General features: G+C 66.2%; 24 protein-coding genes and 2 tRNA genes. 12 read left to right on the plus strand and 14 right to left on the minus strand.

Going from position 1 to position 24354, the window contains the following annotated elements; all coding sequences use genetic code 11:
• Positions 1–91: 91 nt before the first annotated feature.
• Positions 92–165, minus strand: a tRNA-Arg gene (locus tag P8R42_11795).
• A gap of 45 nt (positions 166–210) precedes the next feature.
• Positions 211–284: transfer RNA gene (locus P8R42_11800), tRNA-Pro, on the minus strand.
• Between the two features lie 207 nt (positions 285–491).
• Between P8R42_11800 and P8R42_11805 the strand changes: the two genes are divergently transcribed.
• Complete coding sequence (locus P8R42_11805; GenBank protein ID MDG2305311.1) at positions 492–2213, plus strand: carboxylesterase family protein; 1722 nt, start codon at positions 492–494, stop codon at positions 2211–2213.
• Positions 2214–2240: 27 nt separating this feature from the next.
• Entirely contained in the window at positions 2241–3125 is an 885-nt protein-coding gene (locus P8R42_11810; protein ID MDG2305312.1) for an alpha/beta hydrolase-fold protein, read from the plus strand.
• Between the two features lie 9 nt (positions 3126–3134).
• Here the strand turns inward: P8R42_11810 and rdgB are convergent, their stop codons facing one another.
• On the minus strand, positions 3135–3713 hold the full coding sequence (rdgB, locus tag P8R42_11815) for an RdgB/HAM1 family non-canonical purine NTP pyrophosphatase (GenBank protein MDG2305313.1): 579 nt from the start codon (positions 3711–3713) through the stop codon (positions 3135–3137).
• On the minus strand, positions 3710–4489 hold the full coding sequence (rph, locus tag P8R42_11820; protein MDG2305314.1) for a ribonuclease PH: 780 nt from the start codon (positions 4487–4489) through the stop codon (positions 3710–3712). The genes rdgB and rph overlap by 4 nt, the downstream gene beginning before the upstream one ends.
• A 238-nt stretch (positions 4490–4727) precedes the next feature.
• Here rph and P8R42_11825 point away from each other — a divergent pair, with 238 nt between their 5' ends.
• The 4 genes from P8R42_11825 to P8R42_11840 all read left to right on the plus strand — a co-directional run bounded on the left by P8R42_11825 (position 4728) and on the right by P8R42_11840 (position 8092).
• On the plus strand, positions 4728–5726 hold the full coding sequence (locus P8R42_11825) for a sigma-54 dependent transcriptional regulator (GenBank protein MDG2305315.1): 999 nt from the start codon (positions 4728–4730) through the stop codon (positions 5724–5726).
• Positions 5723–6172 carry a response regulator gene (locus P8R42_11830; protein ID MDG2305316.1) on the plus strand — a complete coding sequence of 150 codons (450 nt, stop codon included), beginning with the start codon at positions 5723–5725 and terminating at the stop codon, positions 6170–6172. Before P8R42_11825 ends, P8R42_11830 begins: the two co-directional genes overlap by 4 nt.
• A 75-nt stretch (positions 6173–6247) precedes the next feature.
• The gene (locus P8R42_11835; protein ID MDG2305317.1) at positions 6248–7393 is read left to right on the plus strand and encodes a hypothetical protein; all 1146 of its coding nucleotides are present in this window, start codon (positions 6248–6250) and stop codon (positions 7391–7393) included.
• 378 nt (positions 7394–7771) lie between these two features.
• Complete coding sequence (locus tag P8R42_11840) at positions 7772–8092, plus strand: hypothetical protein (protein ID MDG2305318.1); 321 nt, start codon at positions 7772–7774, stop codon at positions 8090–8092.
• Here the strand turns inward: P8R42_11840 and P8R42_11845 are convergent.
• Entirely contained in the window at positions 8067–8846 is a 780-nt protein-coding gene (locus P8R42_11845; GenBank protein MDG2305319.1) for an RNA methyltransferase, read from the minus strand. The two genes, P8R42_11840 and P8R42_11845, sit on opposite strands and share 26 nt — an antisense overlap.
• Before the next feature lie 25 nt (positions 8847–8871).
• Here P8R42_11845 and P8R42_11850 point away from each other — a divergent pair, with 25 nt between their 5' ends.
• Positions 8872–9738, plus strand: a complete 867-nt coding sequence (locus P8R42_11850; GenBank protein ID MDG2305320.1) for a VOC family protein — start codon at positions 8872–8874, stop codon at positions 9736–9738.
• Positions 9739–9818: 80 nt separating this feature from the next.
• Here the strand turns inward: P8R42_11850 and P8R42_11855 are convergent, their stop codons facing one another.
• Positions 9819–10085, minus strand: a complete 267-nt coding sequence (locus P8R42_11855) for a hypothetical protein (GenBank protein ID MDG2305321.1) — start codon at positions 10083–10085, stop codon at positions 9819–9821.
• Positions 10086–10150: 65 nt separating this feature from the next.
• Between P8R42_11855 and P8R42_11860 the strand changes: the two genes are divergently transcribed.
• Entirely contained in the window at positions 10151–11491 is a 1341-nt protein-coding gene (locus P8R42_11860; GenBank protein MDG2305322.1) for a hypothetical protein, read from the plus strand.
• Positions 11492–11522: 31 nt separating this feature from the next.
• Here the strand turns inward: P8R42_11860 and P8R42_11865 are convergent, their stop codons facing one another.
• Both P8R42_11865 and P8R42_11870 read right to left on the minus strand, forming a co-directional pair.
• A complete protein-coding gene (locus P8R42_11865) occupies positions 11523–13091 on the minus strand; it encodes a GMC family oxidoreductase (GenBank protein ID MDG2305323.1) in 1569 nt (522 codons plus the stop codon).
• 7 nt (positions 13092–13098) lie between these two features.
• Positions 13099–14037 (minus strand): hypothetical protein, encoded by a 939-nt coding sequence (locus P8R42_11870; GenBank protein ID MDG2305324.1) that lies wholly within the window; start codon positions 14035–14037, stop codon positions 13099–13101.
• 104 nt (positions 14038–14141) lie between these two features.
• Between P8R42_11870 and P8R42_11875 the strand changes: the two genes are divergently transcribed.
• Positions 14142–14573: a DoxX family protein gene (locus tag P8R42_11875; GenBank protein ID MDG2305325.1), complete on the plus strand. Its 432-nt coding sequence runs from the start codon at positions 14142–14144 to the stop codon at positions 14571–14573.
• Between the two features lie 6 nt (positions 14574–14579).
• Here the strand turns inward: P8R42_11875 and P8R42_11880 are convergent, their stop codons facing one another.
• The 3 genes from P8R42_11880 to P8R42_11890 all read right to left on the minus strand — a co-directional run bounded on the left by P8R42_11880 (position 14580) and on the right by P8R42_11890 (position 17475).
• Positions 14580–15467, minus strand: a complete 888-nt coding sequence (locus P8R42_11880; GenBank protein MDG2305326.1) for a DUF2333 family protein — start codon at positions 15465–15467, stop codon at positions 14580–14582.
• The gene (locus P8R42_11885) at positions 15467–16375 is read right to left on the minus strand and encodes a CsgG/HfaB family protein (GenBank protein ID MDG2305327.1); all 909 of its coding nucleotides are present in this window, start codon (positions 16373–16375) and stop codon (positions 15467–15469) included. The genes P8R42_11880 and P8R42_11885 overlap by 1 nt, the downstream gene beginning before the upstream one ends.
• A gap of 191 nt (positions 16376–16566) precedes the next feature.
• Positions 16567–17475, minus strand: coding sequence for a TIGR01777 family oxidoreductase (locus P8R42_11890; GenBank protein ID MDG2305328.1), 909 nt, complete (start codon positions 17473–17475; stop codon positions 16567–16569).
• A gap of 88 nt (positions 17476–17563) precedes the next feature.
• Here P8R42_11890 and P8R42_11895 point away from each other — a divergent pair, with 88 nt between their 5' ends.
• Complete coding sequence (locus tag P8R42_11895; GenBank protein ID MDG2305329.1) at positions 17564–18865, plus strand: ATP-dependent 6-phosphofructokinase; 1302 nt, start codon at positions 17564–17566, stop codon at positions 18863–18865.
• Here the strand turns inward: P8R42_11895 and P8R42_11900 are convergent.
• Positions 18822–18989, minus strand: a complete 168-nt coding sequence (locus P8R42_11900; protein MDG2305330.1) for a hypothetical protein — start codon at positions 18987–18989, stop codon at positions 18822–18824. The genes P8R42_11895 and P8R42_11900 overlap by 44 nt on opposite strands.
• 519 nt (positions 18990–19508) lie before the next feature.
• Here P8R42_11900 and P8R42_11905 point away from each other — a divergent pair.
• The gene (locus tag P8R42_11905) at positions 19509–21227 is read left to right on the plus strand and encodes an amidohydrolase family protein (protein ID MDG2305331.1); all 1719 of its coding nucleotides are present in this window, start codon (positions 19509–19511) and stop codon (positions 21225–21227) included.
• 154 nt (positions 21228–21381) lie between these two features.
• Positions 21382–22971, plus strand: a complete 1590-nt coding sequence (locus P8R42_11910) for a sulfatase (GenBank protein ID MDG2305332.1) — start codon at positions 21382–21384, stop codon at positions 22969–22971.
• A 4-nt stretch (positions 22972–22975) separates the two neighbouring features.
• Here the strand turns inward: P8R42_11910 and P8R42_11915 are convergent, their stop codons facing one another.
• Positions 22976–23494, minus strand: coding sequence for a thermonuclease family protein (locus tag P8R42_11915; GenBank protein ID MDG2305333.1), 519 nt, complete (start codon positions 23492–23494; stop codon positions 22976–22978).
• Positions 23495–23519: 25 nt separating this feature from the next.
• Positions 23520–24278 (minus strand): class I SAM-dependent methyltransferase, encoded by a 759-nt coding sequence (locus P8R42_11920; protein ID MDG2305334.1) that lies wholly within the window; start codon positions 24276–24278, stop codon positions 23520–23522.
• Positions 24279–24354 lie beyond the last annotated feature (76 nt).

Here is a 24354-nt window from a genome sequence, read left to right on the forward strand (position 1 = left end):
CGTCTCTGAACCCGAACAAAGTGGTCACACGACGGTTCCGAGGCCGATCGGAATCAGGTCGACGACCCCGCAACCCCCCGATTTCACGAACTGCGCCAGGAAGGACTTGAACCTTCGACCTACGGCTTAGAAGGCCGTTGCTCTATCCACCTGAGCTACTGGCGCGCATGATTTCGTCGGTCGGCCGCGGTGGCTCGAGCATTGTGTAAGTCGGGGTGAGAGGATTTGAACCTCCGACATCCTGCTCCCAAAGCAGGCGCGCTACCAGGCTGCGCCACACCCCGATGCTCGTGTTTGCTACCGCGATTGCCGAGGCATCATTAGAAGGTTCACCACGTCGACTGTCAATGTTGCGGTCCGCTCAGGCCCCCATGGCCCCTCATGCGGGCCATCGGGGCCGTTTCGAAGTCCCTCGACTGCTTCGTCCGGACACCCCTATTATGGTGGATGTTCTTGGGGCCGATACCCAGGACCCGGGGGAGATCCAAGCATTGAGCAGAATTTCGCACCTTCTCACCTTTGCGTTGACGGTGGGGCTTCTCGTTTCCGCGTGCTCGTCGAGCGATCCCGAGCAGACGACGTCGGACGACCCCACTCCCCGGGTCGAACCGACCGATCCCCCTACCCCGGCTGAGCCGACCGACCCACCGACGCCGGCCGACCCGGCGCCCCTCGACGTAACGACAGAAGGCGGCAAACTCCGCGGGACGACCGACGGGGGCGTTCGGAGCTTCATGGGAATCCCCTACGCGGCACCTCCCGTGGAAGGCCTCCGCTGGAGATCTCCCGCCCCGGCGGCCGCGTGGGAAAGCGTACGCGAGGCGAAGCTCGCCGGGCCTCCCTGTCCGCAGAACATCCCGGTCATGAACGCGCCCACGGGCTTCGAAGACTGCCTGTACTTGAACGTCCTCACGCCGGATCCGCTTCCCGCCGGGCCCGCCCCGGTCATGGTCTGGATCCACGGCGGCGGCTTCACGTCCGGCGACGGTCGGCATTATACCGGCGCGACCAATGGGCGGACCATCGCGGCCGAGACCGGCACGATTGTCGTGACCCTGAACTACCGACTGGGCCAGCTCGGCTTCCTCGCCCACCACGCGCTCACCAACGAAGACCCGTCCCGCCCGTCGTCGGGTAACTACGGCCTCGAGGACCAAGTCGCCGCACTCGAATGGATCGAGCGAAACATCGCCGCGTTCGGTGGCGACCCCGAGAACGTGACGATCTTCGGCGAATCCGCCGGCGGGATCAGTGTCTGTGCCCTGCTCGCCTCACCCCTCTCCGGTGGACTCTTCCACCGCGGCATCATCCAGAGCGGCCCCTGCACGACGAAATTCGCAACGCTGGCAGATGCCGAACGGCAAGGGGAACGCTTCGCCGAGCAGCTCGGCTGCGGCGACGCGCTCGAGGTCCTCGAGTGCATGCGCAAAGCGCCCGCGGACCGCGTCGCGGCGGCCCTCCCTCCCGATCCCGCGTTCTTCTTCTCCGAAGGCGAGTTCGGGAGCTGGTTCCCGATCGTCGACGACTTCGTTCTGACCGAGAACATCGCGGACAGCTTCGCCTCCGGGAGCTTCCACCGAGTGCCGCTGCTCGTCGGTTCGAACGAGGATGAAGGGACGCTCTTCGTGGCGCTCTCGCACGATCATCTCGGCCGACCGCTCGAAGCGTCACAGTACCGGGACCGCATCGCTCTTCTGATCAGCGACGATGACGAGACGATCGACCGCGTCGAGGCACGGTATCCGCTCGACGCATTCGAAACGCCCGGGCTCGCGCTTTCCGAGTCCTTCGGCGACGCCGCGCTCGCGTGTCCGACGATTGAAACAGCCCGCCTCGCCGCCGATCACACGCCGACCTATCTCTATCAATTCGACTACCCCGATGCGGCGTTTCAGATCCCGCTGAACATCGAGATCGACCTGGGCGCGTTCCACTCCGCGGAAATCTCCTACGCCTTCGGCACGCCGGCGACGGACGCGCCTTTCAGCGACGTCGAGGAACAGCTCGCAACGTCGATGGTCGGCTACTGGACGCGGTTCGCCGCGACGGGTGACCCCAACGGCCCCGGCGCCGTCGCATGGCCTCGTCTCGACGACAGCCGCCGCCACCTCATCCTCAGCACCGAGGTCCGCGAGGCCACCGGCGCGCGCGCCGACGCCTGCGCCTTCTGGCGCGAGCTCGGCCTCCGCGCACGCCTGACCCCGGCCGACTAGACGCAGAGTCCTCCAAGGAGACGAGCCATGAGCCCGCGCGAAGAACAGGTCGAGCGATTCCAAACCGATCTCGCACCAGGTGGAGTGGAGTACGAGGTCGTCGCACCAGAAGATCGCAGTGCCGAGCCGCTCCCACTTCTACTCGCACTCCACGGAGGCAACGGTCACGCCGGCTTCGCCGCTCTCGTCCGGTGGCGCCTCGCGCCTCTTTGGAAGAGTGGAGAGGTCCCGCCCTTCGTCGCGATCGTTCCGCGCTCGGGGCGATCGTTCTGGCTGGACCGCGCCGACGGCGCGGTTCGTTGGGAGAGCGTTCTCCAAGGCCCGTTGCTCGACCACTGCGCGACTGCACACGATGCCGACGCGAGTCCGGCCAAGACGCTCCTCTTCGGCATCTCGATGGGTGGAATGGGCGTCCTTCGCCTAGCGTTCCGTCACCCCGAACGCTTCGCGGGTGTCACAGCGCTCGAACCCGGCATCGAGCCGGCCCTGCGCTACGAGGACGTGCGCCCGGAGCACACGTTCTTTCGACCACAGGAACTCATCGAGAAGTTGCACGGCAACCCGGTCGACCCCGAGCATTGGGCAGCCAGCCATCCACCCGCCATCCTCGATGCGAACCCCGATCCCATTCGCCAGAGCGATCTCAAGATCTACCTCGAGGTCGGCAACCAGGACATGCTGAACCTCCACCACGGTGCGGAGTTCCTGCACAGACAGCTGTGGGACCTCGGCGTCGAGCACGAGTACCGGTTGATCGACGGTGCGGATCACATCGGCCGCACTCTCGCCGGTCGCGTCGACGATGCCTTCCGCTTTCTCGCGCGCGTGTTGAACCCGCCCGGGCCGGACCCCGAAGTCGAAGCAGTCAAGAAAGCCCTGACCGGCAAGGGCGGCTTCCTTCTGAACGAGTAGCCGTCCCGCTCAGCCCAGCTTCGGGAGCAGCGCGCGAAGCGCCGCCGCCCGGTGCGACACCTCGTTCTTCTTCGCGGGGTCGACCTCCGCGAGGGTCCGGCCGCCGAAGCACGACGCGAGGAACACCGGATCGTACCCGAAGCCGCCCGCGCCGCGCGGTGCCTGAGCGATCTCGCCCTCAATCACGCCCTCGGCGGAGATCCACTCGTCGCCGTGCGCCAGCACCAGGACGCAGCGGAAGCGCGCCCCGCGGTCGGCGGACTGCCCGATCTCCTCGAGAAGGTGGGCGGTTCGCCCGGCATCGTCGAGGCCCGCGCCGCCGTACCGGGCCGAGTACAGCCCCGGAGCGCCCCCCAAAACGTCGACTTCCAAGCCGGAGTCATCCGCCAACGCCGGGCCGCTGGTGAACCGCGAGATCGCCTGCGCCTTCTTGCGCGCGTTCTCCAGGTACGTCGCGCCGTCCTCGACGACCTCCGGCGCATCCGCCGGAAGCAATTCGAGCCGGAGCGCTCCGGCGGCCAGCGCCTCCAACTCGCGCCGCTTGCCCTCGTTGCGCGACGCAAGCGTGACGGGCCTCGCGAGCTTCACTTCTTTGCGCTGTTCTTCTTCACCCAGTCCGCGATCGCGCGCTCCTGGATCTTGTTGAAGCCACGAATCGCTGTCCATGCCGCGTCGAGCATCGCGTTGAGATCGTCTCGCTCGAACGTTCGTCCTTCGGCGGTTCCTTGCACCTCGACGAGACCGCCGGAGGCCGTCATGACGAAATTCGCGTCGACCTCGGCACGGCTGTCCTCAGCGTACGCGAGGTCCGTGAGCACCTCACCATCGACGAGTCCCACGCTGATCGCACCCACCGGCTCGCGGAGCGGCGACTTCTTCAGCTCCCCGGAAGCCATCAGGGTCTCGATCGCCTGGGCGACCGCGGCGTAGGCGCCGTTGATCGAGGTGGTGCGCGTGCCACCGTCGGCCTGGATCACGTCACAGTCCACATAGAGTGTGCGCTCTCCGAGCATGTTCAGGTCGAGCACTGCGCGCAGGCTACGGCCGATGAGACGTTGGATCTCGTGCGTTCGCCCTTTGATCTTGCCCTTGTTTGCCTCACGCGCACTGCGCGTATGCGTCGACCGAGGGAGCATCGAGTACTCCGCGGTGAGCCAACCCCGACCCGAACCGCGCAGGAAGTCCGGCACTCGATCCTCGAGGCTCACGGCGCACAACACGCGAGTTTCCCCAGCAGTTGCAAGGGCGGATCCCTCTGCGTGTGTCAGGTGACCGACGTCCAGCTGCAGCTTTCGGGGCTCGCTGGCCGCGCGACCGTCGGAGTGTTCCCCCCGTCGGACTTTCGACGCCTTGGGGGCTTTCACCTGCTTCTTTTTCGCTCTAGGCATGCTACGGGCGGTAGCAACCCCTGGTAAACACGGCAATTTTTCGGGCCGTCAGATAATTGTCGGAAAACGCTAAAGATTCGTCGGTTTTTGATCGAATTCTAGCCAGGATCAGGAATCGCCAGAGCAATCTATGGCGACACCCCGCGACACTGTGACATATTCTGGATCACTATTCGCAGAACCGGCCTCTCCCCCGCCGGCAAAAGAGACGTACGTGCAGCAGAACGGAACCACACAGCTGATTGGGCAACACCCGCTCGTGCAACGAGTCCGTAATCTGATCAGGCGGGTGGCCGTTACGGATGCAACTTGCCTGATCCTCGGCGAGAGCGGGACCGGCAAAGAACTCGCTGCGCGCGAGATCCACGGTTGCAGTCTGCGCTCCGAGAAGCCGTTCATCCCGGTAAACTGCGGAGCCATCCCCGCCGACTTGCTCGAGTCCGAAATGTTCGGTCACGAGCGTGGGTCGTTCACGGGAGCGGTCGGGAGCCGAGCCGGCATGTTCCAGCTCGCGAGCGGCGGTACGATCTTCCTCGACGAAATCTCGGAGATGAGCCCCATCCTGCAGGTGAAGCTGCTGCGGGTGCTGCAGGATCATGAAGTCCGACCGGTCGGTTCCGACCGTCCGCGTCACGTCGACGTGCGCGTCATCGCCGCGACAAACAAAGATCTATCGCTCCAGATCGAGCGCGGCCTCTTCCGCGAAGATCTCTACTATCGACTCGAAGTCATTCCGGTGAACCTGCCGCCGATGCGGGAACGTCGCTCCGACATCCCGCTTCTCGTGCGTCACTTCCTGGACCGTCACAACCAGAAGCGGCCCGAGCTCGAGGTCACCATCACCGAAGAGGCGATGGTCCATCTCTGGGAGTACGACTGGCCCGGCAACGTTCGCGAACTTGAGAACCTCCTCGAGCGACTCGTCATCCTCTCAGAAGACTCCGTCATCCGCGTCGAGAACCTGCCGGCCAATGTCCGCTCGTTCATCTCCGAGAAGAAGATTCCTAAGCCGGTCATGTCGGAGGAAGGCCTCAACCTCGCGAACGCAGTCGAGGAGTTCGAAAACCGGCTGATCGACGAGGCGCTCCGCCGCACCAAAGGAAACAAACAGGCAGCCGCTCGCCTCCTCGGACTCAAGCGCACCACCCTCGTCGCCAAACTCCGTCGCCGCCGTGGCGCAGTCGTCGTCGAGAGTGGTATGACCGCGACATGAAACCGGAAGAAACAGGGGATCAGATGCTCGGCAGCGTGCTGGTCGTCGACGACGACGAGGATTCCCGTCGTCTCCTCTCCCACCTTCTCGAGCGCCGCGGATACTCCGTCGTGGTCGCCGACGGTGGACAAGCTGCTCTCGACGTCCTGAGCAGCACCGACGTCGATGTGGTGCTGCTCGATGTGATGATGCCCGTCATGGACGGCTTCGCCGTCTGCCGGGAGCTGAAAAAGGCTCCCGCCACCGCAACGCTGCCCATCATTCTCCTAACCGCCCGCGACGACATGGAGACGCGCGCTACGGGAATGAACCTGGGTGTGAGCGAGTTCCTCGCCAAGCCGGTGAACAAAGAGGAGCTGTTCATGCGAGTGAAGACGCAGGTCGAAGCGCGCCAACGCGGCCGCCAGCTCGACCAGGCCCAGCGTCGCGCCGACCAGATCTCCTGAATCGGCGGCCCACGCCTAACCCTGGAGTCAGCAGCCCGGTTGACACCGGAGCGCCTCGTGTGATGTGCCCGATGAATGCCACAGGACCCCGCTCGATCATGGGTCGCCACCGGGCTTCTGCTCACGGCGGCAAGTCTGATTTCTTGTTCGGATGCGGACCTGAACGAATCGGTCCTCGTCTTCAGCGGTGAAGGCAACCGGCTGAACGCCTACGCACCCGACGCAGGCGACTTGAAGCAGACGGTCATCGAACGCAATTCGATCGACCCCGACGGATGGGACATCAACGCGCAGATTTGTTTCGACCCGCGCGCGCCCGCCGGGTCGAACCGCTTCATCGCCGGGGAGGATACGGACCAACCGGACCCGCCCGCCGGATGGGGATACTTCGAGTTGCACGGCCGCGAGATCGGCGAGCTGTCCGCGACGCGAATCGGGAAGCTGACACCGACGTATCAACCCGCGGGCAGCAGCCCTGAGAACTACGGCTGCGGGTTTCTATCGAACGGAACGCTCGTCACGACCGATGTCGGCAACCAGGCTTCGGGCGACGGGACGGGGCAGCTCATGCTCTGGTTCCCGCCATTCGACTCGACCGATGTTTCGTATTGCAAACTCGACATTGAGATTGGGACGGCGGGCGGAATCTACGTCGGACCGGGCGACGAGATCTACGTCGCGAGCGCTCGCGTGGCACCCGGCATCTGGCGCTACACGCCGCCCTACCCCACATCGAACGACGCGGCCGGCGGCTGCGGACGCGAAGACTCGACCGGCGCGCCCGTCGCCGATTCCATCACGAAGGGACTGTTCATCCCGTCCAGCGCCGAGACTCCGACGACGAGCGCCGTCTGGTCCAACGGGCGCGGCGGCTACTACGTGACGAGCGTATTGAACGGAGTGATCGCGGAGTTCGACCAAGACGGCCAGTTCCTTCGCCGCATCCTCGAGCCCCCCACCGGGGAAGGCCTCGGCCCAGTGCCCTACTCCACTGGATCGCCGTTCGGGATCGGTGTCGATTCGGGCGGGAACATCTACTACGCCGACATCGGGCTGGTCCTGCGCGACAACGGCAGCATCGGTCCGGGCTCGCAGGTCGGCACCGTGCGGCGTATCCAGTTCCGGGGCGACGAGCCACAGGCGCCGGAAACACTGGATTCCGGCCTCAGCTTTCCGGACGGAATCGGGATCCTCGAGTCGCGAGGGGAAGCAGGGGGGTAGTGCCCCCGAGCGGCACCCTGCTTGCGCGCCACCCCGGTTGTTTTTCCCAATTGGGTTGAAATTGCCGTCGACTCGTAGAGTTTCGTCTGAGTAGGTATTTAGATTTGGTGCTTCCGTTGTACCGCTTCCCTATCGCAAGGACGATGTCCGCAGCGGCACGAGACCCGCAGAGGGTAAACCTCTGATTAGTCTAGGGCTTCAGTGAGACCACCATTGGCCCCGACCATGGCGATACTGCATGAGATACCCTCGCGGTGCACACGAACAAGAATCAGACCCCATAGCCTGCTGCTTGCTGTGGCCCTTCTGTGCTTCGGGCTGCCGCCCAGCTCGGGCATCGCTCGGGCCCAGGAAGAAAGCGAGCTCGCCGAGCCTGAGGTGACGGCAGAGCCACGCCCTCAGATTCGGGTGCGCGGAGAGGTGGTGGAGACCGGTTGCTTCATCATCGGAGGGCGAAAGGGCCCCGACCACGAGCAGTGCGCCATCGCTTGCGCCCGCGCGGGTCAGGATCTCGGCGTGCTCGACGAGAAGACGAAGCAGCTCTACGTCGCCGTCGTCGACCGGCGGAGCGGCCCCTCCCAGAACCCGCTCATGCCGTTCATCGCCCACCGCGTCGAGGTGCGGGGAGAACCGCTCGAGTACGGCGAGCTCCCGGCGTTGATCATCTCCGACGTCAAGAGTCTTTCGGGACCCCGCTGATCTTCTTCGCGGCCCACGAGACCTGACGCGCGATCCCCCGCCACACGCGGATGTCGCGCTTCGTGAGCCCACCGCGCCCGAAGAGCGCGCGGATATCCCGCATGATGTGCGCGGGGTTTTGCGGCGAAAGAAAACCGATGCCGCCGAGCGCCGACTCGAGATGATCGAACATCGAGTCCCGCTCCTCTCCGGTCGCGGCGGCGGTGTCCGCTTCGCGCTCGGCGCGTCGCCGCGTCGTCGCCCCTCTCAAAGCCGGCGCCGCGCCTTCCTCCGCGAGGACCAGGTGCACCTCGTACGCACAGATCAGAACGGCCTGGGCGAGATTGAGCGACGCGTACTCGTCGCCGGTCGGAATGCAGAGCAGGCGCTGACACTGGTCGAGGTCGGCGTTGGAGAGACCATGGTCCTCCGGGCCGAAAACGAGCGCGACGCGCCCCGCCTGCGCCTGCGCGACGATCTCCGGGGCCAGCGCGCGCGGGCTCTCGAGCCGTTGGCGCGGTGTCGTCTCGCGTCCGACCGTTCCGATGGCGAGCGTCGTATCCGCGAGTGCGGCGGCGAGGTCGGGGACGGTACGGCGTGCCTTCAGGACGTCACCAGCGTGCGCCGCCATGTGCTGCGCCGTCGCGCCGACCGGCGTGCGCGGCGCGACCAGAACGAGGTCGTCGAGACCCATGTTCTTCATGGCCCGCGCGACCGACCCGACGTTCCCGCCGCGCCGGGGGCGCACCAACACCACGCGAATGCGACCTCGCATCCCCTTGGCTATAGCACTTCCTTCCATGAACCTCCGAGTCGATCACTTCTCTATCGCGGTGCACTCCATGGAGAAGGCGCTGGACTTCTTCTCTCGCTACCTCCCCGTCGAGATGAACTGGAAGCCGGCCGACGGCTATAACGACCAGTTCCGGTGGTGCGACTTCTGGGTTGGAAACGTGAAGTTCGAGCTCATCGAGAGTGCTCGGGCGGGCAGTTTCGTTGAGCAGTTCCTGCAAAAACGCGGAGAAGGCGTTCACCATCTTTCGCTTGAGACCGACGACCTCGAGGGAATCGTCGGCCCGATGGAACGAGACGGCCTGCGGATCGTCGATCGGTTCGAGTCAGACGACGGCGACAAGACCGCGTTCATCTCACCGCGCTCCGCCTTCGGTATGCTCGTGCAGTTCTGGCAGGTGAGCCACGGCGCACCACCTCCGCGCGACCGCATCGCCCCGATGCCGTTCGGCGACGTGCGGACGGCCTTCGATCATCTCTCCGTCGCCGTCGAGAGCCTCGACTCCGGGCTCGCCTTCTTCCAACGCTACTTCCCGATCGACAACCTACGCGATCGGCACATGGGCTACGGCGGCGACTTCGAGCTGCTCCAGTTCGATCTTGCCGGCTACAAGATGGAACTCATCGCCGACGCGAGCGGATCGAGCTTCGTCACCAAGTTCCTCAAAAAGCGCGGACAGGGCTTCCACCACATCTCCATCGACGTCGACGATCTCGCCCCCGTCCTCGAACGCCTCCGCAAAGACGGCGTCCGCGTCGTAGACGAAGCCAACCTCGGCAAAGGCTACAAAACCGCCTTCATCTCCCCCCGCGACGCCCACGGCGTCCTAATCCAATTCTGGCAAGTCCCGGACTTGGAAGGGGACGTTGGTTAGTCTCGCTGATTTTGTTTAGTCGTCGCGAGCTTTCCGAGGCCGAAAGAGGGCTTCGCCACGACTAAACAAAATTAGCGAGACTAACCAACGTCCCTACCCCCATAAGTACGCGAGACTACGACTTCGATTTCGGAGTCTGTGGGGGCGCCGCGGTTGCGGATGTGGCTGGTCCATTCGGGGGTTTCGCGGAGGGCGTCGAAGACGGCGCGGACGATTCGGGGTTTGACGGCGCGCTCCCACTCGGCGCGCCAGGAGGCCTCGTCGAAGTCGTCGTCATCGAGCTGCTCGTCCGCGATCTCGACCTCGAGGCTGAAACGGAGCAGGAAACTGTCCTGTATCTTGTGCATCTATCCTCCCGTGGCTGGTTGCGTCATCTCGACAGCGCCATGCCCCTCCGATATACCCCGCCCGGATGTCTCTGTCGCAGCTCCGGGCCAGTGGGCTCCTTCTGGTCGCCTGCCTGTTCACTCTGGGCTGCCCTAACGGGGAAAACCTCTACGTCCCGCCGCAGGCCACCGCCGCGCCGGGCGGTAGCAACGTTTTCATCTACGTCGCAGAGGCACGAAACGCGGCTGTCGGAACCAACGGTGGCGCGGTCAGCGCCTACAGGCTGGGCGCCGATGGACTGCTCCAGGGCGGCCCGCCGCTCTCGACCGTAACGCTCGTGAACCCGCGTCGCCTGGCGGTTCACCCGGCATTGCCTGTGCTGTATGTCGCGACCCGTTCGCAGATCGTCGGGTTCGACATCTCCAACGGCTCGCTCAGGTCCCTATGCGGCGACGACAGGTTGCTCTCCCCCCCCTGCGCGACGAACCCCCGCGGCAACAACTCCCTGTTCGACATCGCGGTGGGCGCCGATGAAGACGGCACCTTTACCCTCTACGCGGCGGAAACCGGCCAAGCCGGCTCCACCAGCAACCGAAGCCGCCTCGCGGCCTATCCTCTGGGCGACAACGGTGAGCTTCCGGGCTTCGCCGGCTCACAGGGAATCGGTAACGACGTCGTCCAGTTCGAGGCACTCGCGGTCAGCTCCACGTTCGTTTGGGGAGCCGACACCGCCGTGCAGCGAATGTACCGCTTCCTGCGCGAGTCCGACGGCTCGCTGCCGGCCGAAGCTCCGACGCCGACGCCCATCAACTTCCCGACGCCAACGCCAACACCGACTCCGAACGAAGACGGGCCGACGCCCACGCCGACAGCCGAGCCGACGCCCGGACCGGACTTCTTCCTCCTAAACTTCCCCGGCCGTGTCGAAGTCCGCGAGTACCCAAACCCGGAGCCGAACGGGGACCTCGGCATGCTCTACGCCGTCGAGGAAGGCGCACAACGTCTCGGCGCCTGGCCAATCGACGAATTCTACGACCTGCCCAACATTCCGGCCAGCGAGTCGCCGGTCCGGGGCTTCTATCAGTCGATCGTGATCAAGCCCGACCAGACGCGGATCTACGGCGCACTCTTCCAGGACGGCACCGTCGCGTCGTACCGCCTGAACGAGAACGGTGGCATCATCGCATCGTCCGAGGCGATCACGCTACCCAACCCTGCATCCTACCCGACGGGTCTCGGCTACCTTGAGTTCACGCCGACGGGCAACGCACCATCCAAGACCGTCCTCGTGTCGCAGGGCGGCCTCGACCGTGTCGATGGTTTCCGTGTCCGAGAGGACGGAAGTCTCGACGAGAAGCCCTATACCTCGACCGTGCCGCGCACGGGCACCTTCCCGTCCGACATCGCGATCAAAGTCCTGCCCTGAGCGGGCCGGCCGCTTCAGCCTCGGCGCGACTTTAAAGCGGCGCGCCGAGACCGGCCGAGAGCTGGTCTGCGATTCGAAGCGCGAGCGCCATCACCGTGAGCTGCGGGTTTGGACCGGTCGAAGCCGGGAAAAGGCTCGCGTCCGCAACGTAGAGATCCCGCAGGCCGTGGAGCTTGCCGCCGGAATTGGTCGCGCCGCGCCGCGGGTCGTCGGACATACGCACCGTTCCAATCGGATGCCATCCGTCGAGAGCGAAGTCGCGCAGCGGCGTACGCGCCTCAGCGAGAGCACGCGCCTCATCGGGTGACGACAGGCGCGGAACCGAACGCAGCGCCGGGTAGACTTCCTCGGCACCGGCCGCAAACGCCAACTCCGCAGTGACGCCGATCGCGCGAAGCAACCGCTTTCGATCCGCCTCACGAAGCCGGTAACGCACCGAGCGCCGACCCCGTCGGCCCACGCGAACCATACCGGTCGACTCCTCGCGGATCGTCGCGGCAAACGAGCCGAGCCGCGTGACCCGACTCATGACTTCCTTGTGCACCTCCCCAAAGCCGGGAATGGACGGGGCAAGCTCCTCGGGACGCGGGAAGTGACTCCGGATCGAGATTCCCTGCGACTCGAGCGAACGCACCGCAAAACCCTCGGGAACGCTGGCCCACCCGCGAACGTCTCCGCCAAAGCGCGCGGTGACACGCGCGGTGGGATGAAGGCGCAGGTGCTTCCCGAGATGTGGGCGTCCCCGACCAAGCCCGCTGCGCAACAACAGGTGCGGTGTCAGAAGCGCGCCACACGCGACGACCACTCGCTCCGCAACCACCCGCAACTTACGCCCCGTCGCACGACCCTCGGCCGACAGGAACTCCGCCGCCACCCCGAACGCCCGCCCCTGAGACACGAGAAGCTCCGAAGCCCTCGCTCGCGTGTAGAGCGCCGCGCCGGCCTCGATCGCCTGCGGCACGTAGCTCACGTGCATCGCCTGCTTCGCATCCTGGGGACACCCCTGCAGGCACACGCCCGAACCCAGACAGCCGTGCGCGCCCCGCCGAACGCGCTCTCCCGCGTACCCCGTATTCCGCGCACCGACTTCGAGGAGCTCCGCGTTCCGCCCGTACGTGATGTCGGGAACCGCGGCGATCTCGAGATCCTCGGTGATCCGCTCGAAGTACGGCCGCAACGCCGCCGCGTCGAGATCGGCGAGCCCGTGGTCGGCCGCCCAACCGTTCAAAACGTCGTCGGCCGGCTGCTCGTACGTCCCGGCGCCCAGCACGGTCGTCCCGCCGACGCAGCGACCGAGGCGCAGGCCGATCGCCGTGCCGTACGCACTGCCGAGCTGAGCCACGTCGCGATCGAGCACTGCCGCGCCGGGCCTCGGCCCCATCTCTCCTCCGAGGTGGTACGCGCCCTCTTCCACCAGGATCACCGAGTGGCCGCCGCGAGCGAGCGACAACGCGACGGAGGCCCCGCCCGCACCGCTTCCGATGACGCAGACCTGCGCGCGGTCCGAGACGTCGCGTTCGAACTCTGCGCCGTCGTGCACGCGTTCGGAATCACGCAGCGCACGAAGTCGTTCGGGCGTCGGCGTCAATGCGGCCCCCACAGAGGACTCATTGCGAGGTCTGGCCTCCGGTACGAATCAGCCGCAGGACCGGAGTCCCGACTTCGGGCTGGCGAAGCACGCCTCGGTCCGACGCCTCACCCGCCGATTCCGCCTCGAGGCGAGCACGGTGGGCATCGCGGTTCGGCCCTTCGGCCAGTCGACGATCGAGATAGCGCCGATCGAAGCCGATCTCGCCCTGGACACGAGCATCCGCATAGTACGCGGCGAGCGCCGCCGCGCGCCAAGCGAGAGCGATCCGCCGAAGAGCACCAACCCTCGAGCCACACAACCGGTTCAGGACTTCACTGCGGGTATCGGGCGATGCCTGAGTGAACGACTCGCGAGCGACCCATCGGCTCGCGAGATCCAACTGTCGCAACTCGAGGCGAATCCCGACCTCGGTCCGGCCGACACTCCGTCGCGCGAGAACGCGCTCCCGGACGCCCGATTCCGAGGCACCGATCTCGACCGCACCGCCCTCGGGGACCAGGGTCGAAAGCACGGCCTGGAGGAGCGCCTCGTCCCGCCGCTCGCGTGCCTCGCCGGGAAGGTCGGCGAACCACAGCCGCCCCCACGCACAGGCGCACAGGAGGGCGGACGCGAGCTCGATGGCGGCCCCCGACCCGAGGACCCGGGCCTGCGGACCCGCCCCTGCGGAAGCCCACAGTCCGAGCGCGGTGAGGCCCGATGCCCCCAGCGCCCCGGCCAGAGCGAGCATCAAAAACGTCTGCCGGCGCGGCGCACGGGCGATCCGGCCGGCCACCAGTGCCGCCATCACGGCGTACGCAATCGCGAACGGAATCCAGGGGGATGCCTCCGGAGCGAAACCCAGGAGGTTCCCGGTCACCCCGAGCAGCGACAGCGCGAGCGTTCCGCCGAGCAACCCAAAGGCCGCCGCAGCGCTACCAAAGAGCCACCGGAGGCGCCGATCCAGGGGGTCGCGCACGCGCGTTTGTACCACGACCGCGGGGGGCCTGACTACGAATCGGGCACCGACTCGGTTGACCGCAGCGCCTGCCGACCGTAAACCCGGGCGCAAAGGAGCGCATCATGGAAACCGTAGGAACGTTGGCAGCAGACTCGGGCTTTCTCACCTTCGCCCGATTCTCGGTAATCGCATTCTTCGCAATCGTCTTCCTTCAGTCGGGCATCAACAAGGTCGTCGATTCCGAAGGGAACAAGGCCTACATGCAGGAGGCCTTCTCGCAGGCGCCCACCCTCCAGGGGATGATGGGCTCGCTGTTCTGGGCGCTCACCGCACTCGAGCTAGCCGCAGGGATTTTCTGCGGACTCAGCCTCGTCACGTTCAGCTTCATGTCCGGCGGCTTCCTCGCGCGTTGGGGCATGCGCTTCGCGACGATCTCGCTCCTCGCGCTCCTCTTCGGCCAACGCATGGCCAAGGACTACGCGGGTGCCGCGGTCGTGGCCGCGTACTTCGCGGTCGCATTGCTCGGCAACCTGGTCTTCGCGCTCGGGCGCTAGCCCGATTTACTTGTCGAGCTCCTCGCGGACCGAATAGAACTTCTGCCGCGCCTCGGTGACGAATCCGTCGAGGTTGCGGCGGTGGTTCGCGATAAAGCTCGTGTCGCCACCGTTCAACACGACGAGTGGCTTCATCGCGCCGCAGCGAGCGAGCGGCTCTTCGGCCTCATCGAAGAGCGTGACGAGGATCGGGCGCGAGTTGAGTTCGCGCGAGTACTCGATCTTGATGGCTGGCATCATTTGGGCCATCACATGACAGTAACCGGTGGTTCGGTAGTAGACGTCGTCGACCTGGAACCACGGCACCTCGTCTCGCAGGAGGTCGGAGTGCGCCGAGCCGAGCAGATCACCCCATACCTGGATCAGGCGCATCAGTTCGACGTTCCTCGCGTTGATTTGACGCGAGGTTGCCGGGTCCTTCTGCAGCCCTTCGACGTAGGCCTCGAGGTGCTCGACGGCCGTGCGGTAGCGATCCTCGGCCGACGGGAACGCCCACTTCTCGGGGTCGTTGCGTAGCAGGTTGTCCGCCTGCACAAGGTTCTCGTCGTACTCGTCGCTGGAGATCTTGGTGAGGTGGTCCTTGAAGACCCGGACCGTCTCACGCAGGGCCTGCAGGATTCCCATCTGCCGGCTCGCATTATTGTCGGCCATGAGCGTCGGACCCCAGATGACCAGATCGTTCGGCCGCCACCCCGTCATCCCCCGCAGCTCCGTATCCATGATCGTCGCGGTCCCCGTGCCGAAGGCCACTCCGGGAAGCGACCCCTCGGGCACCGCCCCGATCCAGTCGATCTCCAACTCGTTGTGCGCCTTCTGACCGAAGTGCAGAACGAGCGGCGAGACGAGGAACACGAGGGCCATCAAGACCGCGAGGATAGGGACGAGACGTCGCATCAGCCAGTACGCTCCTTCAATCGATCGACGATCTGCACCGTCGCCGAATTCATCGCTGCGCGGGTCGCCTGGGCGAGCGCGCTTTCGGCCACCGCGGTGCTCGCGCTGCCGAAACCAAACAGAGAGAAACCACTTGTAGCGTTCTCCGAGGTGAAACTCCCGTTGGCTACCGCAGTCCCAACTATGCGTCCATTTCGCGCGTCGACGATGTTCAGATCGACCCCGACCTGCCCCGTTCGGCGCGCGACCGACTCCTGGTAGCCCGGATTCGCAACCGCGAGCCCCAGCCCCGTGTACGCGGCGGGGCTGTTCCCCGCGATCGCGCCGGCGATCCCGAGCGCGACGCCGATCAAACCGAGGCTACTACCAGTGCCCGACTCGTCGGACTCCGATATCTCGTTGAACTCGGTCACCGCGCCGCGAAGCAGATAGGGACCGGCCTCGCCCTTGCCCACGAGACGATCGATGCGATCGCGGTTCTGCCAGTAGTAGTCGTAGTCGATGACGATCAGGTTGCCGACGTTCGAGAGCGCGCTCACGAGCTGCGTCTGAACGCTCTCCCCGACATGAGCAGAGAGCTGTTGCCGGGGCGGCGTCCAACCGATCGGCCGCGGACCGTGCGGGAGGACCCCCCAGCTGCCCGGGCCGTACACGATGCTCTGGACGGGCGGTCCGGCGACAGCAGAATCCGCCTGAAGAGCGAAGGGTTCGACGGCGACGACGAAGCGGGGAAACCGCGGATCGTACGGCACCCGGACCAGCGGCACCTCGGCCGCCTCCGGAGCGTACGGCTCGGCCTGCACACCGGCCGCGTCCACCCTGGCGCGGGTACAGCCGCCGAGCGGCGCGAGGAAGAAGGCAGCCATCACGAGGCTGGCAAGGAATCGAGATCGTGCGGGGTTGCGCATCGGGGTCCTCTCCCGGGCGCTAGGCTCGAGCCCCGCACCCTGTTGAAGTCGCAAAGTCGCTGCGAAAGCGAACACGAGCCCCTGTGCGAGGTGACGGCACCCGGGTGAATTATTGCCTCGACCGATGGATCAGGGGCGAGGCTTCGGTGGGGACGGGAGCTTTTCGTGATTTCGGCCGGATGCAGGAGCCACTACCGGTGCAGGATCTCTGCGAGCGCGTCGCCGAGGCTGCGATAGCGAAAGCGATAGCCCGCGGCCTCAGCCCCCGCCGGTAGGACCCGCTGCCCGGTGAGCAGCATCTCGGCCATCTCTCCCAACGCCAGGCGCATGGCGAACGGCGGTACGGAGATCCACGAGGGGCGCCGCATCGCCGCGCCGAGGGCGCGCGAGAAATCGGCCATCGTCCGGGCATCGGGCGCCACGACGTTGATCGGGCCCACCATCCGATCGTTCGTCAGCGAGTCGACCAAAAGCGCTACCACGTCCTGCTTGTGGACCCACGAGAGCCACTGCTTCCCGCTTCCGATCGGGCCTCCGAGGAACATCTGAAACGGCACGATCATCCGCTCGACCGCTCCGCCGCCCTCCCCGAGAACCACGCCGATGCGCGGCAGAACGAGACGCACACCCAGCTCCGAAACCTGCGCCGCCTCCGCCTCCCAGTCGACGCAAAGGCGAGCGAGGAAATCGTCTCCGGGTGGTGCGCTCTCGGCAAGCTTCTCGTTCCCACTCGGACCGTAGTAGCCCACCGCCGAAGCGCTCACGAAGACCGATGGCCGGTGCGCCACGAGCGCGCACGCATCGACGAGTGATCGGGTCGTCGCAATCCTGCTTCGTCGCAGCGCGTGCTTGCGACCTGGCGTCCAACGGCCTTCGGCTATCGACTCTCCCGCGAGATTGATCACGGCATCACAACCATCCACGGCCTGTGCCCAACCCTCGGATGAGCCCGGGTGCACCAGTTGGACGATCGAGGGGAGTCGTCGCGCCGCGGCCTCCACGTCCCGTGTCGAGACGCGCACGTCATGCCCAGCGCGCAGGAGCGCCGGGCAGAGCGCCCGGCCCACAAAGCCGGTCCCGCCGGAAACCAGGACCCTCATCTAGCCGACTTCCACCGCGAGGATTCTGCCCGATCCCGCCACAGGTGCAATCACTCTGCGGGTAGTGTTACCGGCGTTTGCAGTGAAAGTGCCACCAGCAGCAGATCTCGGTGTCCGGCGCATCGACCCCGCGGACAAGCCGTCGCCGCTCCACAGCGCGTTTCTGCGCGACGACCTGGCCGTCGTCATCGCGACCGACCCCGAGGAGATTGCGGCCCAACTCGCCGGTGGGCAGATCGCCGCCTTCCGGCAGGCCGGACCCCGCGAGCACCTCGCCTTCGACGCAGCCCATACCACGATCGGGATCGTCACGTGCGGAGGCCTCTGCCCCGGCTTGAACGACGTCATTCGCGCGGTCACCCGAACCGCGCTGCGCCGGTACGGCGTAAAGAGGGTCCTCGGCTTTCGATACGGCTACTCGGGCCTCGTCTCGGAGTGGGGCCACGAGCCCTGGGACCTCTCTCTGGACGACGTCGCTCTCGTCCATCGCAGCGGCGGATCGATGCTCGGCGTCTCGCGCGGACATCAAAAGCCGGACGCGATGGTCGATGGCCTTCTCAAACACGGCGTGGACACTCTGATCGCGATCGGTGGAGACGGCACGCTGCGTGGCGTGCACGAACTCTGCGGGGAGATCGAGCAGCGTGACGCGCGCATCAACGTCGTCGGCGTGCCGAAGACGATCGACAACGACGTCGGCTGGGTCCAGCGAAGCTTCGGACTCGACACCGCCGTCGCCGTGGCGAGCGAAGCACTGAGCGTCGCGTCGACCGAGGCCCGCAGCGCCTGGGGTGGCGTCGGACTCGTTCGGCTGATGGGTCGCGAGTCGGGGTTCATCACCGCATTCGCGTCGCTGGCGAGCGGAGTCGTGGACTTCTGCCTCATCCCCGAGTCTCCATTCGAGATCGAAGGGAAAGACGGACTACTCGACGCGCTCGAAGCGAAGCTCAACCGCAGTCACGCCGCGGTCATTGCGGTCGCGGAAGGCGCGGGCAGAGATGTGCTCGGAGTCGCGAGCGTCGATGAGTCGGGGAACGAGATCCCGCACGACATCGGCCTTCACCTGCGCGACCGGATCCGGAAAGAGATGGCGGCCCGAGGGGTCACTGTCGACATGAAGTACATCGACCCGAGCTACACGGTGCGCGGTGTGCCAGCGACTGCCAACGACTCGGTCTTCTGCGCGCGACTCGGCCAACATGCCGTCCATGCGGCCATGGCCGGTTTCACCGACATCGTCATCGGCCACTGGAACGAGCACTTCACTTTGGTCCCGACGACGATCGCGACCGCCGAACGTCAGAGAGTACATCTCGACTCGTCGTTGTGGCGCAGCGTGCTGCAGCTCACCGGCCAGAAGCTCGGAAGCAGTCGATCAGGCTCTGCATGAAGGCCTCGAGCCCCGCGTCCCCACTCCCGCCTGCCGCTTCCTGCGCGAGCCGCGCGACGAGATTGCTGGTCCCGCTCGAGTAGTGGAACACCGAGCCCGGATCGTGAGCGAGAGGAGCCCGCACCGCGTATCCGTAGCAACTGATCGAGCGTGATCGCGTCTCGCGCGGTTCGGATCGGCCCACTCGGGAACGGCCGCACGCGCGTCCACGTGGAGCTTCCCCTGCCACACCAGGACACCGACCATCGCGTGCAGCCAGCTCTTGGCCAATGACCACGAACGATGGGTCGCCGTCGCAACCAAAACCGAGGCGTAGCGCTCCGCGACGATCTCGCCGCATTGGATGACGAGGACGGCCCGGGTCCGACCAAGCTCCGGCGAATCCTCAAAGGCGGCGTCGGGAAAACGTGTCAGGCCAGCTTGGTCCACCTCGGGCTCCGGTACCGATCGCGGCCAGGCAGCGTCCGGCCACGGGGCATCGGGCGGCTGGCGGGCAAGCGGAGTCAGATCGTGGCGGACCTCGGGCATCCCTGGTCGTCCGAGATGCCGAGCCGGAATCCGAGAGGGCTGGCCGCGTGCGCGGGGCCAGGCTATATCCCGAGCGAACCGGGCTGCGCGTCGCGGCCCTCTCAGGAGAGACTCAATGAAAGCCGATCTGGTCATCCGCGGCGGCACGATCGTCGACGGCAGCGGAAATCCTTCGTTCACGGGCGACGTCGTCATCGAGGGCGACCGCATCGCAGCGATCGGCAAGCACAGCGGCCCCGCCGCCGAGGAAATCGACGCCCGCGGCAAGATCGTCACCCCGGGCTTCGTCGACATCCACACCCACCTCGACGCGCAGATCACCTGGGACCCCCTCGGATCTCCTTCGAACATGCACGGCGTCACGTCGGCCATCGTCGGCAACTGCGGCGTCGGCTTCGCGCCGTGTCGCCCGAAGGATCGCGACTACCTGATGTTCCTGATGGAGGGTGTCGAGGACATCCCCCAGGCCGCGATGAAGGCCGGCGTCGAATGGGAGTGGGAAACGTTCTCGGAGTACCTCGGCGCACTCTCGCGCCGCCCGCTCGGCATCAACATCGGCGCCCACATCAGCCATGCGCCGTTGCGCGTCTTTGCGATGGGCGAGAAGGGAGCGACAGATGCGGCTGCGTCAGACGAGGAACTCGCGATCATGCGCGAGAGCATCCTCGACGGCATGCGCGCCGGCGCACTCGGCATCGCGAGCGGGCGCACGACGGTTCACCGCACGCCCGCGGGAGACCCGGTCCCAGGTACGTTCGCCGACCGACGCGAGCTCGACACCCTCGCCGGCGCCCTGAAGGACTTCGGCGCAGGCGTCTTCGAGCTCGTGACGCTCGGCGCAGGTGGTGAGGACGCGACGGGCTTTGATCGCGACCACGAATGGATGGTTCCAGTCGCCCTCGAGAGCGGGCGCCCCATGAGCTTCGGACTCATCCAGTGTCTCGCGTACCCGGACGTCTGGCGGGACATCCTCGCGAAGGTCGAGGAGGCGAGCCGCCAGGGCGCGCGCCTGATACCGCAGGTTGCGGCACGCGGCGTCGGCCTATTGATGGGCTTCGGCATTTCCGTTTCTCCCCTTTGGATCTTCCCCGCCGCCGCCGAACTGTCGACGAAGTCGGTCGACGAGCAGCGCACCGCCCTGCGGGACCCCGCGCTACGCGCGCAGCTTCTCGAGAGCGTGAAGAACGAGAACGGCGACATCCTCGGCGGCATGGCCACGGTCAACCACGTGTTCTGTTTGGAGGGCGACGGCATTATGGCGTACGACCTCCAGCCCGAGCGGAGCGTCGCCGCGATCGCCAAGCGCGAAGGCAAGCACTGGGGCGAGGTCATGCTCGACTTCATCGCCGAGACCGACTCGAAGGGCTTCTTCATCGTGCCCCTCTTCAACCCCGATCTCGACGCCGTCGGCGAGATGCTCGCGCATCCGAACACGCACATCGGCCTCGGTGATTCGGGCGCGCACACGAGCCAGACGTGCGATGCCAGCTATGCGACCTTCGTGCTCGCGTACTGGGTTCGCCACAAGGGCAAGCTCACGGTGGAGCAAGCGGTTCGCAAGCTCTCGTTCGACCCCGCACTCGCGTGGGGCCTCCACGGACGCGGGATCCTACATCGTGGGAGCTACGCCGACTTGAATGTCATCGATCTCGAACGTCTGGATCTGGAGCTCCCCGAACTCAGGCACGACTTCCCCACGGGCGCGCCACACCTGAGCCAGAAGTCGGTCGGCTACGACGCGACGATCGTAAACGGGAAGGTGATGATGCGCGAGGGCCAGCACACTGGCGCGCTCCCCGGCACGCTGCTTCGAAACGAGCGCGCCGTCGACTAGAATACCTTCCATCGCCCGACTTACAATCGCCGCGCTGCCGGTATGGCTCGCGCTAGTAGGGCCTCTGTGGGGTCTCCCCGTCAGTTGGTCGGGACTCGACACACTCCGCTTTGCGGGACTCGACGCCGGGCTCGCCCTCGCGATGGTTGGCGCGATGGGGCTCGCCGCGACACTCGGCCGCGTACCGAAGTTTGGTGCCGCGCTCGCGGTGGGCGGCATCCTCGCGTGGAACCTCCGCGAAGTAACGCGATGGCCGGAACATCCCCCCGAGGCCGTAGCGGCGACCGTGGTGATCGGGGCAGCCTTCGCCGCCTGGTTCGGATGGATCGCCACCCGCATCCGCGGCGGCCCGAGCGCAGCCGCACTCGCCGCAGGCCTCGGTTGCGTCGCAGGAATCCTCGCCCTCTCCTATCCGGGCTCCGAGACGTTTCGGCATCACCTGCTGCGTCACCACACGCTGATCGGGACGCCAATCTATTACGTGTTCGAAACCCCGCTCGAGGACGTCTACCGAACAGCCAGGTCACCCGCCGCGACGACCCGCGCGCCGAGCGACGGTACCCCCGCCGAGAAGAGGCACGCAGTTGCCGGTGGCGATCTCGTCTTCGTCCTCGTCGACACCCTGCGTGCCGACCAACTCGACCGCGGGATGCCGCGAACCGCCGCCTGGGCCGAGTCGGGCTTTCGCTTCGACGACGTCGTCGCCAACACCAGTTGGACCAGGCCTTCGGTCGCCAGCATGTTCACCGGCCTTGCCCCCGAGGAACACGGCGCGACCGGCCAGGCCGATGGCCTCCCCGAGAACAGGCCCACGCTTGCCGAGCGACTGCAGCGGCGCGGCTACGAAACGGCCGCGTTCGTGTCGAACTACGGAGCGATCAGCCGTGAAGCCGGCTTCGCACGCGGGTTCGACACGTTCGTCGAGGTTCAGGCCGGGGACGATCACGCGACGCCGCGCGCCGAAGTCGTGAATGCAGCCGTCGAGAACTGGCTCGGGAAGCGAAGGGCGCGTGCCGGGTCCCGCCCGCTGTTCCTGTACGTCCACTACCTGGACCCTCACGAGCCGTACTTCGGCTTCGAACCGTCCCAACAATTCGCAGAACTCCGCGCCGCCTACGACACCGGCGTCGAGTATTTCGACGAGCAATTCGAGCGATTCCGGGAGACGATCGAGCGGGACGTCGGCCACGATACGACCTTCCTGTTCACCGCCGACCACGGTGAGGCGCTCGGAGAGCACGGCATCCACGGCCACGGCAACGCCCTATACCCCGAGCAGATCGACATCCCGCTGGTCCTTCACGGTCCGGGCCTCGCCGCGGGACGCTCGAACGCCCGGCTCGAGGGGCGCGACGTTTTCGGACTCGCGCTCCGGCTCGCCGACCCGGGGGATCAGCCCATCGGCGATTGGGCCGAGTCCGAAGACCGGCCGACGCGGTTCATGTCGGTGTACACGCGGCTGCCGGGAGCGGCGCACCGTCCGTTCTTCCAGATCACCGCAAGCCGCCGCCTCGACGACGGCGACGACGTACTCATCTGGTCCGGATACGGGAATACCTACGAGTTGTTCGACCGCGCCGCCGATCCGGAGTTCCGGCACAACCTCGCAGACGAGCGCCCGGATGCGATCGCCCGGCTCCGCCCGGAACTCGAGAGACGCGGCCTCGTGCGAGCCGAAGGCTCCGCCGTGCGAAACTCAAACCAAACACGCGAGCAACTGCGCGCTCTCGGCTACATCGAGTAGTCGATCAGCGCCGGGGTTTGCGCCGCCGATATTTCCAGGGCGGCTCGGGGTCCTTGTCGTGCCACAGCCCCCGCCCGGCACTCTTCGCCTCACGCTCGAGCGCGGCAACCTCGGCATCCTTCGAGTAGCGACGAAACTGCCACGCGAGCCCCTCGCCGACGATCACGTGTGCATAGTTCCTCCCATCGGGGAGAAACACCTCACCGACGACGCGACCGTACACATCGCTCGGCGTCGTCACTCGCACCACGACCTCCGTGCCTTCGAGCAACTCCTTCGATCGGGAGCGAGCTTTCTTGGAGAACGGCTGACCCTTCTCCGGCGCATCGATACCGAAGATGCGCACGTTCACCTTGCGACCGTCGCTCATCATCACGAACGAGTCGCCATCGAACGCGTGCTTTACTCGCCCATGAATCCCGTCAATCTTCCGCGCGGACGGGGTAGTCTCTTCTCCCTGCGCACACGCCGGCAGGAAGAGGGCCCACAGAAGGATCCAGACACGATGGGGCTTGATCATCATCACGTTGCTTCTCCCCTCTCCCGCCCTACGCCGGCGGATAGTTCGTATCGAGAAGGTCGCCGGGGGTCAGGTCCCAGCGAAGGCCCTCCGCCGCTGGACCAGTCTTTCGCGCGAGAGCCGCAACCGCGAGGGAGCACGCCGTGCGGTGAAGGCCGCGCACCGGCATCGTCCGGGTGAGCGCGAGCATGCGGCCCGGCTCGCCTTCGCCGAGGCGAAGGATCTCGAAACCCGTCTCGGCATTCAGCAGAACGCGCATTGCCTCCGAACTGAACCGCCAGAAGTCCCACGGCTGCTCGTGCGGTGGCCAAGCGGGATGCGTCGCGATCAAGACGAGGCCGCCCGGCTTCAACACGCGATTGATCTCGAGCACGACCTTCCAGGGCATCGCCAGGTGTTCGAAGACGGAAATCGCGAACACGGCATCGAAGGACTCGGCCGGGAGGCTCGCGGAGAGCGCGTGCGCGTCGCCGACCACATCCACATCCTGCCCGGCGCGGACGTCGAGGCCGACGAGATCCACGTGCGGCGCGAGGTCGTTCCGGTGGCGAACGCCGGTCACGTTCCGCGAGCCGAGTTCCAGAACCCGCGGCGCCTGCTGCGCGTTCACGCGGGTGGTGAAGTCCTGCACGATCTCGTAGTAGGCCTGCCCGTCGGCGCGCCTCCGAAACGGAGCCAACAGGAGCGAGGCCAGTTCCAGGGCCACGTAGAGCCCTGCATCGTAGGCGAGCCGGCGGCTCCCCCGCTCCCGCCACAACGCTGCAACTCGTTGCCACCGCGTCCCCATCGTTCTTCCGCGGATAGCGCACGAGAGACCGCGCCGCGAACGCTGGGACTTGCGACCACCAACACCAATCGCGAGA

Source organism: Candidatus Binatia bacterium (assembly GCA_029243485.1).
In the GTDB taxonomy this organism is placed as follows: domain Bacteria; phylum Desulfobacterota; class Binatia; order UBA12015; family UBA12015; genus VGTG01.